Raw genomic sequence first — 14051 nt, forward strand, 5'->3', positions numbered from 1 at the left:
AGGACCATAGGCAGCCGAACGGCTGCATGTCAATCCGGAATGAGATTGACGGGGGCAGGAGGATGGCCCTGTGGAGATCACGAGCCTCGGTTATCGGACCGACCTGTTGCTGCTGGAGCTGAGCGGAAGCGTCTTCCGCGACGCCGGCGAGTACGTCGTCGTGCAGACGCCGGACAACCCGGGCTTCTGGTGGGGGAACTTCCTGCTCTACCGCACGCCGTTCGCGCCCGGGGACACGAAGACCCGCCTGGACACCTTCCACCGAGAGTTCCCGGCCGCGCAACATGTTGCCCTGGGCATCGACAGTGTGGACGGCGAGATCGGCGCCGAGGACGTGCTGACTGCGGCCGGCTTCACGATCGAGCGGAGCGTGGTGATGACGGCGAGCGAGGTCGTGGCACCAGGCCGGCCCAACGAGGAGTCGACGTACCGCTTGCTGGGCAATGACGACGACTGGGAGCAGTTGGTCCAGCTGAGCTTGGCGACCGCGGACATGCCGGTCGACGAGGGGTACGAACAGTTCACCCGGCGGAAGCTGGTGGCGAGTCGCGCTCTGGTCGAGGCTGGACACGGGAAGTGGTTCGGGGCGTTCGACGGGCATCGGTTGCAGAGCTCGCTCGGGCTGATGTTCGACGGGAAGGGGCTGGCACGGTTCCAGACCGTGCAGACCGCGCCGGAGGATCGCGGCCGCGGGCTGGCGAGCACGCTGGTCCACCGGGCGTCGACGTACGGGCTGACCGAGGGTGGGGCGCGGACGCTGGTGATGGTCGCCGACCCGGAGTACCTGGCGATTCGGATCTACCGCGCGCTCGGATTCACCGACTCGGAGACCCAGTTGCAGTTCTCGCTGCCGCCGGCGTGACAGGGTGAGGGCATGACTGACGTACGGCGTGGGGTTGTCCTGGTCACCGGTGGGAGTCGAGGGATCGGCGCCGCGTCGGCGATCGCGCTCGCGGCGGACGGATGGGACGTCGGCGTCAACTACCGGACCCGCGAGGACGAGGCCGCGCGCGTGGTGAAGGCGTGTGCGGGGCTCGGCCGGCGGGCGATCGCCGTACAGGCCGATGTGGTCGAGGCCGACCAGATCGAGCGGCTGTTCGACACCGTCACCGCCGAGCTCGGGCCGATCGGTGCCGTGATCAACAATGCCGGCATCGTGTCCCCACGCGGCCGGGTCGCCGAGTACGATGCCGAGCGGCTCGACCGCGTGTTCCGGATCAACTCCGTCAGCGCGTTCCTGGTCGCAGGCGCCGCAGTACGTCGGATGTCCACGACGTACGGCGGTTCCGGCGGAGTGATCGTCAACGTCTCGTCGCGGGCAGCCGTGCTCGGGTCAGCCGGCGAGTACGTCGACTACGCCGCGAGCAAGGCCGCGGTCGACGCGCTCACCACCGGACTGGCCAACGAGGTCGCCAAGGAGGGCGTCCGCGTGCTCGGCGTCCGCCCCGGCCTGATCGAGACCGACATCCACGAACCGGGCCGGCTCGAGCGCATCGGTACGACGCCACCACTGGCCCGTCCCGGGAAGCCGGAAGAAGTCGCCGAGGTGATCGCGTTCCTGGCCTCCGACCGCTCGTCCTACATGACGGGCACCACCATCGACGTCTCCGGCGGTCGCTAGTTCCGAGGGAGAGACGAGATGGGACTGCGCCCGGTTGATCTGGCGCGGCGAGCCGGCGTCTCGACGCAGCTCGTCCGGAACTACGAGGCGGCCGGAATCCTGCCGCCGGCACCGCGATCCGATACCGGGTACCGGCAGTACGGTCCGGAACATCTGTCCGCGTTGCTGACCTATCGGGCACTGGCGCCGGGGTTCGGGGCGGAGACCGCCACAGAGATCATGCGCGCCGTGCTCACGGGCGATGAGGCGCTGGCCTACCGGCTCGTCGACGCAGCCCATGCCGCGCTGCACGAGCAACGGCTGGCCACCGATGCCGCGAGTGAGGCGCTCGGTGCAATGGCTGCGGAGTATGTCGAGGAGTCACCGGTGACCGGGCCGTCGCTGCTGGTGGGGGAGCTCGCGCATCGGCTGGGCGTCCGCACCTCGGCTCTGCGGGTCTGGGAGGCCGCGGGCTTGTTGGCGCCTACGCGGGAGCCGGGGACGAAGTACCGGCGGTACGGTCCGGAGCAGGTGCGGGACGCGCGGGTCATCCACATGCTGCGCCAAGGCCGGTACTACTTCGAGCAGATCAAGCCGGTGATCGACGGACTGCGGCGTACCGGGAGCACCGAGGCGTTGCGGGACGCGATCGCGGAACGACGGGCCGCCCACGACCGCCAGACTAAAGCGATGCTGCACGGTGCGGCGCTGCTGCACGAGCTGATCACCGAGGAGCAGGGATCGCAAGATGGGTCGGCGCGGAGCGGCCGCGGACGGTGACCCGGTCGGTCGGCTGCCAGTGATCGGCCTCCGCAGGCGCCGATTCGTCGACCGCGGTCATCGATGCGATCAGCCGGCCCGGCGTCGACTTGGCCAGCTCGCTCAGGCGAGCCGCCTCGTTCACCGGGTCGCCGATCACCGTGTACTCGTGCCGTCGTACGTCGCCGACCGTGCCGGCCACCACGATCCCGGCGGTCACGCCGATCCCGGCCGTTGCCTCCGGCAACTCCTCGGTCAGCCGCCGGGCCAGCTCGCGACCCGCGCTCAGCGCGCTCCCGGCCGCGTCGGGCAGTTCGGCCGGCGCGCCGAAGATCGCCAGCGCGGCATCGCCGGCGAACTTGTTCACGAACCCGCCCTGCCGATCCACCTCGTCGACCACGATCTCGAAGAAGCGGTTCAGCAGGTGGACCACCTCGGTCGGCGGCCGGTCCGCCGCGAGCTCGGTCGATCCGACCAGGTCGACGAAGAGCACCGCGACGAACCGCTCCTCGCCACCGAGCTGGTCACTAGTGAGCGCCTCCTGCACGACGCCAGGACCGACGTACCGCCCGAAGAGGTCGCGGATCCGCTCCCGGTCGCGCAGTCCCTCCGCCATCCGGTTGAACCCCGCCTGCAGCGACCCGAGCTCCGTGCCGTCGAAGACCGGAATGCTGACGTCGAGGCGCCCGTCACCGATCAGGCTCAACGCTGTCCGCACCGAACGAACCGGCGCGACCACCGACCGGGCCGACAGCATCGTCAGCAGCCAGCCGTTGCCGAGCGCCACGACGCCCAGCGCCAGGATCACGACCGAGAGCCGGGTCGAGGACACGTCCTTCTCGATCAGCGCGAGGATGGCGGCCAGCATCAGCCCAGCCACCGGCACGCCGGAACCCACCGCCCAGAAGAACACCGTCCGCGCCTTCAAGCCGGCCGCGAGCAGCCGCCGCGGCGGCGGTGAGTCGACCAGCGCCCGGGCCGCGACCGGCCGGAGTGCGAACTCGGTCAGCAGGTAGGAGACCGCGCAGGTGATGATCATGCCGTCGAAGACGGTGACGGCGATCCGCAGGGCGTTCTCCGGCTGGAGCGCGAGCGTCATCACGGTGAAGATCACCCCGGCCACCAGCCAGAGCAGAACCTCGATCAGCGTGAGTCGCAGCGGCAGCTGAAGGGTCGCGATCTGCTCCGCACGGGTGGCCGGCCGCCCCTCGTCCACCCAGCGGGTCACGCGCCGGGTCAGGCACGTGCTCCAGATGCAGCCGACCGCGATCGCGATCAGGAAGTACGACGGGATGGCGATCGCCTCGAACAGCTTCAGGTGGTCGAGGAGCGGAGGGCCGGGCAGCACGAACACGGCGAGCACGAAGACGACCAGGGCACCGATCAGGTTGGTCCCGATCGAGAACGTCGTCATCAGCACCTGCAGCCGGAAACGCAGCAGCCGCGTGCTTTGGTCGGCGGGCCCCAGCAGCCATGATCCGAACGGCCGCCTTTCCAGCGTCAGTTCGGGACTTCCCTGCGACATCATGGTCACAGTCTGCTAGGAGACACCCCGGTTTTCGCAACCGGCGTCAGGATCAAACCAGGGTTTTGGCACCATGGTGCGGCTGGCTCAGAATGGCCGCCTGATCGGGCTGTCGCCTGGGTAGTGTTCCCCGGACACCTGACTCGGGGAGTTATCCGTGACGCACGATCGCCACTCCTACGCCGAACCTGCCCTGGTTCGGACCACCCATCTCGAGCTCGACCTCGAGCTGGACTTCGCTGCGAAGGTCCTGACCGGCAGCGCCACGCACACGCTGGCCTGGGCGGGCACCGGTGACCGGCTCGTTCTCGACACCCGCGACCTGACCGTGGTCGCGGTCGAGGGCGCGACCGGCGACGGCTGGGAAGCACTGGAGTACAGCCTGGCGGTGCCGGACAAGGAGCTCGGCTCGGCGCTGACCATTCGCACCGCTCGGCACGAGCGCGTGCGGGTCAGCTACCGCACCGCGCCGACCGCGACCGGCCTGCAGTGGCTGGAGCCGGCGATGACGGCGGGTGGCGTGATGCCGTTCATGTTCAGCCAGTCGCAGGCGATCCACGCCCGGAGCTGGGTGCCGGTGCAGGACACTCCGAGCGTGCGGTTCAGCTACTCCGCCCACGTCACCGCTCCGCCCGAGCTGATGGTGCTGATGAGCGCCGACAACGGTACGACGTCGCGCCGAACCGGCTCGTACGACGTGGTGATGCCCGAGCCGATCCCGTCGTACCTGCTGGCCATCGCCGCGGGCGACCTGGTGTTCGAGCCGATCGGCGAGCGGTCCGGGGTGTGGGCCGAGCCGGAGATGGCGCGGCGGGCGGCGACCGAGTTCGCCGACACCGAAGAGATGATGCGGGTCACCGAGGAGCTCTTCGGCCCGTACCGCTGGGGTCGCTACGACCTGCTCGTGCTGCCGCCGTCGTTCCCGTACGGCGGAATGGAGAACCCGCGGATGACGTTCGCGACGCCGACCGTGGTGATCGGGGACAAGTCGCTGGTCAGCGTGGTCGCGCACGAACTCGCGCACAGCTGGTCGGGCAACCTGGTCACCCAGGACAGCTGGGACGACATCTGGCTGAACGAGGGCTTCACGTCGTACGTCGAGAACCGGATCGTCGAGGCGGTCTATGGCGCCGAGTTCGCGGAGATGGAGACGGCGATCAAGCAGCACGCGACGGTCGTGAAGCTGGACCCGCTGACCCCGGCCGAGCTGGCCGTTGAACTGCCGGGACTCAACCACCACTCCGAGTACCACGGGACGACGTCGACCGGGCCGCTCAAGGGGTCGTGGTTCCTGTCGTGGCTGGAGGAGCGGTTCTCGCGTGAGGTGTTCGACCCGTTCCTGCGCGGGTACTTCGACCGGTTCGCGTTCCGCAGCATCAACAGCGACGACTTCGTCGCGCACCTGCAGGAGCACCTGCTCGAACCGCACCCGGGGGTCGTGACCGAGGCCGAGATCTCGGCGTGGCTCAACGAGCCGGGGATCCCGTCGTTCGCCCGCCGCGCGGTGTCGGAGCGCTTCCAGGCGGTCGACGAGGCCAGGGATCGGTGGCTGACGACCGGTGAGCTTCCGGCCGGTGCGGAGCGGTGGACCACGCAGGAGTGGCTGCGATTCCTCGACGCGGCCCCCGACGTACTGAGCCCGCTGCTCTTGCAGCAGCTCGATCGCGCCTTCGGCCTGACCGGCACGGCGAACGGCGAGATCGCCCGGCGGTGGTACCAGATCGTTGCCGCCAGCAGCTACGAGGCGTCGTACGCCGAACTGGCCGAATTCCTCACCAAGGTCGGCCGGATGAAGCTGGTCCTCCCCGTCTACCGGGCCCTGGCCGGCACGGACCGGGCCTTCGCCGCCGAAGTCTTCGCCAAGGCCCGCCCCGGCTACCACCCGATCACGACAGCCGCAGTCCAGAAGATCCTCGGCCAGTAGCCAACTGCTACAGGTCCAGCGTGCGGCGGTGGACGGCCCCGGTGGGTTTGTAACCGAGCTGGGTGTCGGTGAACCCGGCGATCGCGCCGGGATCACGTGCCGACGCCTGATCCATCGGCTAGCGTGGCGCGAAGCCAAGCGGGGAGAGGAGCCTGGGGTGGAGCAGCCGAGTGGGGGCCAGGTGCGCACGATCGGTGCCGATCATGTCGCTTTACGCGAGCAGGTACTCGAGGAACTGCGCCGGCGGATCGTCGACGGTGATTACGCGCAGGGCGAGCGGTTGACCGAGACCCGGCTCGCGGACGACTTCGGAGTGTCCCGCAACCCGGTGCGCGAGGCGTTGCGCGTGGTCGAGGCCGAAGGCTTCGTCCAGATTCTGCCCCGTCGCGGTGCGGTGGTGGCGACGCTCGACGACACCGCGGTCCGCGATCTGTTCGCCGTCCGCGAGCAGTTGGAGACTCTCGCCGCCGGACTCGCGGCCGAGCGGGCCACGGCGAACGACTTGGCCCGCTTGCGTCGCCTGCTCGATCAGGCGAGCTCGGCGACCGACGCGAAGGACTTCGACCTGGTCGCCGAGCTGAACAGCGCCTTCCATCGCGCGGTGATCGAGGTCAGCGGCAACCGCTGGCTGCTCTCGATCTCCGCCGCGATGTACCACCACGTGCACTGGGTCTTCCGCGTCGGCGCCGCCCAGCGCGCACCGCACTCGTGGGAGGAGCACATCCGCCTGGTCGAGGCGATCGAGGCCCGCGACCCGGCGGCCGCGACCACAGCGGCGCGCGAACATGTGGAAGCCGCCGCCAAGGCCGCGCTGACTCAGCGTCCGACCGCGTAGCCCTGCATCCCGCGCGGGTTGGCCGCGGCCGCCAGCACACCGTCAGACTCCTTGCGTACGGCGCACAACCGGCCGAGGCTCCACGCATCGGCCTCGGTGACGACGTGCCCGCGGCGTACCAGCTCATCGCGTACGGCGGTGCCGAGTCGGCTCTCCATCACCAGACCACCCGGCTCGGTCGCGCGCGGGTAGAACGACGACGGGAAGCCCGTGGTGTGCCAGGCCGGCGCGTCGATCGCCTCCTGCAGATCCGTCCCCTGGCCGAGGTGGCGCAGCAGGAAGAGCAGCTGCCACTGGTCCTGCTGGTCGCCACCGGGCGAACCGCAGGCCATCATCGGCCGGCCGTCGCGCAGGACCAAGGTCGGCGTGAGGGTGGTGCGCGGACGCCTGCCAGGCACGAGCGAGGCCGGCAGCCCATCCTCGAGCCAGAACATCTGCGCCCGGCTCCCGAGACAGAACCCGAGCTCCGGGATCGTCGGCGACGACTGCAACCAGCCGCCACTCGGCGTCGCGGAGATGATGTTGCCCCACCGGTCGATCACGTCGACATGACAGGTGTCGCCACGCGTCTCGCCGACGGACGAAACGGTCGGCTCTCCCGTGGTCGCATCGCCCTGATCATTGCCGACAGCAATCGAAGGCAGGACGGGCTGACGGCCGTCCGGGCGACCGGGCCGGAGCTCCAGGCTTGCGTCCGGGCCGATCAGCTTCGCGCGCTCGGCGGCGTAACCGGGGGAGAGCAGCGTCTTCAGCGGTACGTCGGCGCCGTCGCCGTACCAGGCCTCGCGGTCCGCGTACGACAGCTTCATCACCTCGACCGTCGTGTGCACACCCTCGGCACTGTCCAGGTCGACGTCGCCCAACTCGGCCAGGACGGCGAGCGACTGCAGCAGACCCGGTCCCTGGCCCCACGGCCCGGTCTTGGCGACGGTGTACCCGTTCCAGTCGAGCGTGGCCGGCTCCTCCCAGCTCGCCTGGAAGGCAGCCATGTCGTCGCCGGTAATCAGGCCGCCGTGGTCCGCACCGCTGGAGTCGCGATGCGGCAGCCGGGAGAACGCGTCGACCGCCTCCGCGACGAACCCTTCCCGCCAGGTCTTCCGGGCCCGCTCGATCTGCGCCTCTCGGTCCGAGCCGGCCGTCTCGCCCTCGGTCACCAGCTTCTCGAGGGTTGCGGCGTACGCCTCGTTGCGGAACTTGCCGGTCGGCGGACGCCCGTCCTTCAGCCACAGCGCGGCTGACGTCGGCCAGTGGTCCTCGAACAGGTCCTGCACTGTGTTCACCGTGTCACCGACCCGCGGCACCAGCGGGTGACCGTTGCGCGCATAGTCGACGGCAGGCTCCAGTACGACGCGCAACGGCAGCGTGCCGTGATCACGCAGCAGGAGCAGCCATGCGTCGACAGCGCCGGGCACTGTGGCCGCGAGCGGTCCGGAACCGGGGACAAGCGTCAGACCGAGTGAGCGATAGTGCTCGATCGTCGCACCGGCCGGAGCGACGCCCTGGCCGCTCAGCACACGCGGTGTGGGGTCGTCGGCGGTCGCGATGATCGCCGGCACCTCGCCACCGGGGCCGTTGAGATGCGGCTCGACCACGTGCAGCACGAACCCGGCGGCGGCGCCCGCGTCGAACGCGTTCCCGCCGAGCTCGAGGATCCGCATCGCCGACTGCGACGCCAGCCAGTGCGTGGACGAGACCATCCCGAACGTGCCGCGCAGTGTGGGCCGGGTGGTGAAGGTCATCGAGTAACTCCTTCTTCGACTGTGCGTACGTCTGGTCCGGTGCCGTCGGCGTTCACGAGATGACAGGCCACCTGGTGTCCACCCTCTCCGATCACCCGCGACTCCGGCACGACTGTCCGGCATGTGTCGATCGCGACCGGGCATCTGGTGTGGAAACGGCACCCGGACGGCGGATCGATCGCGGAGGGCAGGTCGTCACCGAGCAGGACCGGCTTCCGCGCCCGCTGCTCGGTCGGGTCGGGTACGGGCGCCGCCGACAGGAGCGCCTGGGTGTAAGGGTGAGCGGGCGCGCCGAAGATGCGGGACCGTGGGCCTTGCTCGACCAACTGGCCCAGGTACATCACCGCGACCTCGTCGGCGAGGTACTCGACGGCGGAGAGGTCGTGGGTGATGAACAGGCACGCGAAGCCCAGGTCGCGTTGGAGGTCCGCGAGCAGATTGAGCACTGCTGCCTGGACTGAGACGTCCAGTGCGCTCGTCGGCTCGTCCGCGACGAGAAGCCGCGGCTCTGAGATCAGTGCCCGGGCGATGCTGACTCGCTGGCGCTGACCGCCGGACAACTCGTGTGGTGAGCGCTGTGCAACCTCAGGTCGGAGTCCGACGCGGCGTAGTGCCTCTGCGACCTTGGCCGGGATGTCTTTGCGGCGCATGAGCCGGAGTGGTTCGCCAACGATGTCTCCGACCGACAGTCGCGGGTCGAGCGAGCCGGCCGGGTCCTGGAACACGATGGACACGTCTCGCCGGTGCGGTCGGAGTTGTCGGCGGTTGAGGTGCGTGATGTCGGCATCTGCGAGTCTGACGGTCCCACCGCTCGGTTCGAGCAGTCTGACGATGCATCGGCCGACCGTCGACTTGCCGGAACCGCTCTCGCCGACCAGTGCGACGACAGACCCTTGACGGATCCGCAGCGTCACACCGTCAACCGCCCGGACCGGGCCGAAGTGCATGACCAGATCTGCGACTTCCAGGGCGAGGGCTGTGGTCTCCATCAGACCTCCACTGGTTGTCGGACCGGATTCCAGCACGCGACACGGTGCGGACCGCCGATCAGTTCTGGCTGGGACGTCGTACAGGTGTCGAGTGCCCGCGGGCAGCGGTCGGCGAAGGTGCAGGCGTCGGGCTGTTCCTTGAGCACGGGCACCAGGCCTGGGATCTCGTTGAGCCGATGCGTCTCGGCATGGCGGCCCGCGGCCGGTGACGCGCCGAGGAGGCCGGTTGTGTATGGGTGTTGCGGATTGGCGAACAGGTCGTGCACGTCGGCTGTCTCGACGACGCGTCCGGCGTACATGACAGCCACCCGGTCGGCGAGGTCCGCGACCACCCCGAGGTCGTGGGTGATCAGGACGATACTGGTGCCGAGTCGTTCGCGGAGTTCACGCAGTACGTCGAGGATGCCGGCCTGGATCGTCACGTCGAGGGCCGTGGTCGGCTCGTCGGCGATCAGGACCTTGGGATCGCAGGCGACGGCCATCGCGATCATCACGCGCTGGCGCATCCCGCCGGAGAGTTGGTGCGGGTAGTCGCTGATCCGGCGCTCGGCGGACGGGATCCCGACGAGCTTGAGGAGTTCGATCGAGCGATCCCGGGCAGCCTGGCGGCTGACGCCGACGTGCGTGCGGAGGACTTCGCCGATCTGGTGGCCGACGGTGAAGACCGGGTTCAGCGAGGTCATCGGCTCCTGGAAGATGTACGCCACCTCGCGGCCGCGGATCGACCGGAGCGTGCGTTTGTCGGCGCCGATCAGTTCGACGCCGTCGAGCTTGACCGAGCCGTCGACGGTCGCGGTCCGGGGGAGCAGTCCGGCCAGGCTCATCGCGGTGACGCTCTTGCCGCAGCCGGACTCGCCGACCACGGCGAGCACTTCACCGTCGCCGACCTCCAGGCTGACCCGGTCGACGGCCGACAGCAGGCCGTCCTCGGTCCGGAAGGTGACGGACAAGTCGTTGACTTCGAGGACAGGCCTCTTCGTCGATACAGTCATCGGCGGCTCGCTTTCGGGTCGAGCGCGTCGCGGAGGCTGTCGCCGACGATGTTGAACGCCAGCGTCAGCAACATGATCGCGAGACCTGGCATCACCGCGGCCCACGGCGCCCGCGACGCGAACTGCTGCGCGTCAGACAGCATCGTGCCCAGGCTCGGCGCCGGCGGCTGGATGCCGAGCCCGAGGAACGACAGCACCGCCTCGCCGAGGATCGCCGCCGGGAGCGCGACGGTCGCCTGGACGATGATCACCGAGGCCGCGTTCGGCAGGATGTGCCGGCCGAGCACCCACGGATCGCCGGCCCCCTCGACGATCGCAGCCGCGACGAAGTCGAGCGACTTGAGCCGCAGCGTCTCCGACCGGACGATCCGGATCACGCCGGGGATCTGGGCGATACCGATCGCGATCGCCGCGTTGCCGAGACTCGCGCCGCGGATCGCCGCCAGCCCGACCGCGAGGATCAGGAACGGGAACGCGAGGACGAGATCGGTGAACCTCGAGATCAGTGAGTCGATCCCGCGGAAGTAACCGGCCATCAGACCCAGCGGTACGCCGACCACGAGTGAGGTGGCGACCGCGAGCAGTGCGACGTGCAGGGACGCTCGGAGCCCGAACATGATCCGGGAGAGCACATCGCGGCCGAGGTCGTCGGTGCCGAGGAGGTAGCCGGCCGTCCCGGGTGGCGCGAAGGCATTGTCGAGGTGGGTCTGGGTCGGCTCGTGCGGTGCGAGCCAGGGGGCGAACACGGCGAGGACGATCGCGATGCAGAGGACGACGAGTCCGGTGATCGCGAGCGGATTGCGGAGCATCCGGCGTACGACTTTGCGGCGGTTGCTGCGCAGTGACGGGCTGGCGGTGAGGGTTTCGGCGACGGCCATCACGCATCACCCCGAACGCGGATCCGCGGGTCGATCACCGAGTAGAGCAGGTCGACCAGCAGATTGATGACGATGTACGCCGTCGCCGTGACGAGGACGACGGCCTGGATGACCGGATAGTCGCGCTGGAAGACGGCGTCGACGGTGAGCTTGCCGAAGCCGGGGAGCGCGAAGATCCGCTCGGTGACGACGGCGCCCGAGATGAGGGCGCCGAGCTGGAGGCCGACGATCGTGACGACGACGATCAGGCTGTTGCGGAGCGCGTGGCGGCCGATCACCGCGCGGGGCGCGAGCCCCTTCGCTTCGGCAGTCCGGATGTAGTCGGCGCTCAGCGCATCGAGCATCGACGATCGGGTCTGGCGCATGATCACCGCGGCCAGGCCCGTGCCGAGGATGAGTGCGGGCAGGATCAGGTGGTGCAGATTGTCGACCGGGTTGCTGAAGAACGGTACGAAGCCGGACGCCGGAAAGAGGCCCAAGGCAACGGACAGGTAGAGGATCGCCATCAGCCCGAGCCAGAAGTTGGGCACCGACAGGCCGAGCAGCGCGAGCGCGTTGGCCGCCCACTCGGCCGGGCCGCCCCGGCGTACGGCGGCCACCACGCCGGCGCCGATGCCGATCACACTCGCCACCAGGATGGCCAGCACCGAGAGCTCGATCGTCACCGGCAACGCGCTCACGATCATCGTCCGGACCGGCTCACCGGTCCGGATCGACTGCCCCAGATCGCCGCGGACCGCATGGCTGACGAACTGCCAGAACTGCACCAGCTCCGACTTGTCCAGCCCGTACTGCTGCCGGATCGCGCGCAGGGACTCCGGATCCCGGTCCTCACCGGCGAGCGCGAGCGCCGGGTCACCCGGCAGCGCGCGGACGCCGGTGAACACGACGATCGTTGCCAGGACCAATGTCACGACCGACTGCCACAACCGATTGAGCAGATACCGTCGCACGAACACGACCTCCTCTCGCTCGTCGTCATCCGCCCGCCTAAGGCGGAGGAAGCGCTCACTTCGCGAAGCCTGCGAAGGCCGTCCGGATCACGCCGTCCGGGTAGACCTGGATGCCGAGGAGCTTCTTGCTGACGCCGGTGAGGTTGCGCTGGCGGTACATGTAGATCAGCGGGTCGTCCTGCTGCAGCTTCGTGACGACGTCGCCGTACAGCTTGATCCGTTGTGCCTTGTCGGTGGCCTGACGGGCGTCGGTGAGGAGCTTGTCGACCTCGGGGCTGCTGTAGCCGGCCACGTTCTGGCTGCCGGTGGTGCCGACGAAGTTGTAGGTGTTCGCGTCGGGGTCGACCCGCCCGGACCACCCGAGCTGCAGGAGCTCGAAGTCACCGCGGTCCTGCTGGTCGAGCAACGCGGCGTACTCGACCGGCTTGATCACCAGGTCGAATCCACCCTCCTTCACCATCGCCTGCAGCGCCTGCGCGAGCCGCAGGCTGTCGGGGTTGTTCGAGGTGATCATCGTGACCTTGTACGGCGTCGTGACGCCGGCATCCGCGAGTAGTTGCTTCGCCTTCGCGGTGTCATGTGCGGGGCAGACCTGCGCGGCGTCGGAGGTGAACTCGCTCTTCGGCGAGATCTGCGAGCAGGCGACCGTGCTCAGGCCGTTGAAGATCGACTTCACCAGGGCCGCGCGGTCGATCGACAGGTCGAGTGCCTGGCGGACCCGCGGGTCCTTCGCGATCGGGGTGTCGAGCTGCTTGAGCGGGTTGCCGATCCCGTTCGCGTTCGCGATGTTGATGGTCAGGCCCTGGTACCCGAGCGACTGCGACTCCAGCACGGTCATGCTGCTGTCCTTCTGCAGCGTGGGCGCGTCCTGCGTCGACAGCGAGTCCGCGACCTGCGCGTCACCGGACTTCAGGTTGGCCGAGCGGATACTGGAGTCGGTGATGATCCGGTACTCGATCGCGTCCAGGTGCACCTTGGCGGCGTCGTAGTACAGCGGGTCCTTCACCACCTTGATGGAGTTCTGCGCGACCCGGCTGGCGAACTTGAACGGGCCGACGCAGACCGGCGCGGTGGAGAAGTTCGCGCCGAGCTTGGCGACCGCGGCCGGGCTGAGTACCATGCCGGCCCGGTCGGCCAGTGCGGCGGTGAGCGGGGCGAACGGCTTCGACAGCTTGATCACCACGGTGTTCGGGTCCGGGGTCTCGACCGAGGTGATCGGGCCGAGCTCGCTCTTCCGGCCGGAACCGGCCAGCGTCAGACCACGGTTGATCGAGATCTTCACCGCGTTCGAGTCGAGGGTCCCGCCGTCGGCGAACTTCACGCCCTGCTTCAGCGGGATGGTCAGGCTCAGACCGTCCGCCGAGACCGTCGGCAGCGCGGTCGCCAGTTGCGGCACGATCTTCGCGTCCGGTCCGAGGTCGTAGAGCTTCTCGCACATGGTGTGGAAGACGTACCGTGAGTACAGGCTGCGCGACAGCGTCGGGTCGAGCTTGTCCGGGTCGGCGGACAGCGCGACCGTGAGAGTGCCGCCCTGCTTGACCTGTGCCGCGTCGGCCGGGTCGCCGAACACGTCCTGCCCGGTTGCCGACTGGCTCGCGCCACTCGTGTCGTTGCCGGCGGGTTCGACAGGGGAGCAGGCGGTCCCGGCGAGGGCCAGCACGATCACCCCCGCCACGGCTCCGGCCACCGTACGGCGGCGGCTGCTCCAGCTGGAGCGGTTCAGTGGATATGGAAGTCGACGAGTCATGGCGGAACTCCTGGGTAGGCGGTCTCGACGACTGTTTCATGTATACAAGGCACGTGCGCAAGTGATTCGGCGAGTTTGACTGAACCTTTTACGAGTCCTCGCCGTACAGC

General features: G+C 69.0%; 12 protein-coding genes. 5 read left to right on the forward strand and 7 right to left on the reverse strand.

Annotated elements, in window-relative coordinates:
• Window positions 1-70 precede the first annotated feature (70 nt).
• The 3 genes from OG876_RS33560 to OG876_RS33570 are packed head-to-tail and all read left to right on the forward strand — an operon-like array spanning window position 71 to window position 2380.
• Window positions 71-862, forward strand: a complete 792-nt coding sequence (locus OG876_RS33560; RefSeq protein ID WP_328520699.1) for a GNAT family N-acetyltransferase — start codon at window positions 71-73, stop codon at window positions 860-862.
• A 12-nt stretch (window positions 863-874) separates the two neighbouring features.
• Window positions 875-1621 carry an SDR family oxidoreductase gene (locus OG876_RS33565; RefSeq protein ID WP_328520700.1) on the forward strand — a complete coding sequence of 249 codons (747 nt, stop codon included), beginning with the start codon at window positions 875-877 and terminating at the stop codon, window positions 1619-1621.
• Between the two features lie 18 nt (window positions 1622-1639).
• Window positions 1640-2380, forward strand: coding sequence for a TioE family transcriptional regulator (locus tag OG876_RS33570; RefSeq protein ID WP_328520701.1), 741 nt, complete (start codon window positions 1640-1642; stop codon window positions 2378-2380).
• Here OG876_RS33570 and OG876_RS33575 read toward each other — a convergent pair.
• A complete protein-coding gene (locus OG876_RS33575; RefSeq protein ID WP_328520702.1) occupies window positions 2325-3887 on the reverse strand; it encodes an adenylate/guanylate cyclase domain-containing protein in 1563 nt (520 codons plus the stop codon). The genes OG876_RS33570 and OG876_RS33575 overlap by 56 nt on opposite strands.
• A gap of 154 nt (window positions 3888-4041) precedes the next feature.
• Between OG876_RS33575 and OG876_RS33580 the strand changes: the two genes are divergently transcribed.
• Window positions 4042-5808 carry a M1 family metallopeptidase gene (locus tag OG876_RS33580; RefSeq protein WP_328520703.1) on the forward strand — a complete coding sequence of 589 codons (1767 nt, stop codon included), beginning with the start codon at window positions 4042-4044 and terminating at the stop codon, window positions 5806-5808.
• A 157-nt stretch (window positions 5809-5965) separates the two neighbouring features.
• On the forward strand, window positions 5966-6643 hold the full coding sequence (locus tag OG876_RS33585; protein WP_328520704.1) for a GntR family transcriptional regulator: 678 nt from the start codon (window positions 5966-5968) through the stop codon (window positions 6641-6643).
• Here the strand turns inward: OG876_RS33585 and OG876_RS33590 are convergent.
• From OG876_RS33590 to OG876_RS33615, 6 genes are read right to left on the reverse strand one after another with little or no spacing between them, the layout of a single operon-like run.
• Entirely contained in the window at window positions 6625-8382 is a 1758-nt protein-coding gene (locus OG876_RS33590; RefSeq protein WP_328520705.1) for a gamma-glutamyltransferase family protein, read from the reverse strand. The two genes, OG876_RS33585 and OG876_RS33590, sit on opposite strands and share 19 nt — an antisense overlap.
• A complete protein-coding gene (locus OG876_RS33595; RefSeq protein ID WP_328520706.1) occupies window positions 8379-9371 on the reverse strand; it encodes an ABC transporter ATP-binding protein in 993 nt (330 codons plus the stop codon). Before OG876_RS33595 ends, OG876_RS33590 begins: the two co-directional genes overlap by 4 nt.
• Window positions 9371-10363, reverse strand: coding sequence for an ABC transporter ATP-binding protein (locus OG876_RS33600; protein ID WP_328520707.1), 993 nt, complete (start codon window positions 10361-10363; stop codon window positions 9371-9373). Before OG876_RS33600 ends, OG876_RS33595 begins: the two co-directional genes overlap by 1 nt.
• A complete protein-coding gene (locus OG876_RS33605) occupies window positions 10360-11241 on the reverse strand; it encodes an ABC transporter permease (protein ID WP_328520708.1) in 882 nt (293 codons plus the stop codon). Before OG876_RS33605 ends, OG876_RS33600 begins: the two co-directional genes overlap by 4 nt.
• The gene (locus OG876_RS33610; RefSeq protein WP_328520709.1) at window positions 11241-12194 is read right to left on the reverse strand and encodes an ABC transporter permease; all 954 of its coding nucleotides are present in this window, start codon (window positions 12192-12194) and stop codon (window positions 11241-11243) included. The genes OG876_RS33605 and OG876_RS33610 overlap by 1 nt, the downstream gene beginning before the upstream one ends.
• A 55-nt stretch (window positions 12195-12249) precedes the next feature.
• Window positions 12250-13941: an ABC transporter substrate-binding protein gene (locus OG876_RS33615; protein WP_328520710.1), complete on the reverse strand. Its 1692-nt coding sequence runs from the start codon at window positions 13939-13941 to the stop codon at window positions 12250-12252.
• Window positions 13942-14051 lie beyond the last annotated feature (110 nt).

It is taken from the genome of Kribbella sp. NBC_00359, assembly GCF_036097425.1.
In the GTDB taxonomy this organism is placed as follows: domain Bacteria; phylum Actinomycetota; class Actinomycetes; order Propionibacteriales; family Kribbellaceae; genus Kribbella.

Bases quoted from the DNA above. Each gene is read 5' to 3' on its own strand.
- OG876_RS33575 (WP_328520702.1), bottom strand. From the start codon at position 3,887: ATGATGTCGCAGGGAAGTCCCGAACTGACGCTGGAAAGGCGGCCGTTC.
- OG876_RS33590 (WP_328520705.1), bottom strand. From the start codon at position 8,382: ATGACCTTCACCACCCGGCCCACACTGCGCGGCACGTTCGGGATGGTC.
- OG876_RS33600 (WP_328520707.1), bottom strand. From the start codon at position 10,363: ATGACTGTATCGACGAAGAGGCCTGTCCTCGAAGTCAACGACTTGTCC.
- OG876_RS33605 (WP_328520708.1), bottom strand. From the start codon at position 11,241: ATGGCCGTCGCCGAAACCCTCACCGCCAGCCCGTCACTGCGCAGCAAC.
- OG876_RS33565 (WP_328520700.1), top strand. From the start codon at position 875: ATGACTGACGTACGGCGTGGGGTTGTCCTGGTCACCGGTGGGAGTCGA.
- OG876_RS33595 (WP_328520706.1), bottom strand. From the start codon at position 9,371: ATGGAGACCACAGCCCTCGCCCTGGAAGTCGCAGATCTGGTCATGCAC.
- OG876_RS33615 (WP_328520710.1), bottom strand. From the start codon at position 13,941: ATGACTCGTCGACTTCCATATCCACTGAACCGCTCCAGCTGGAGCAGC.
- OG876_RS33570 (WP_328520701.1), top strand. From the start codon at position 1,640: ATGGGACTGCGCCCGGTTGATCTGGCGCGGCGAGCCGGCGTCTCGACG.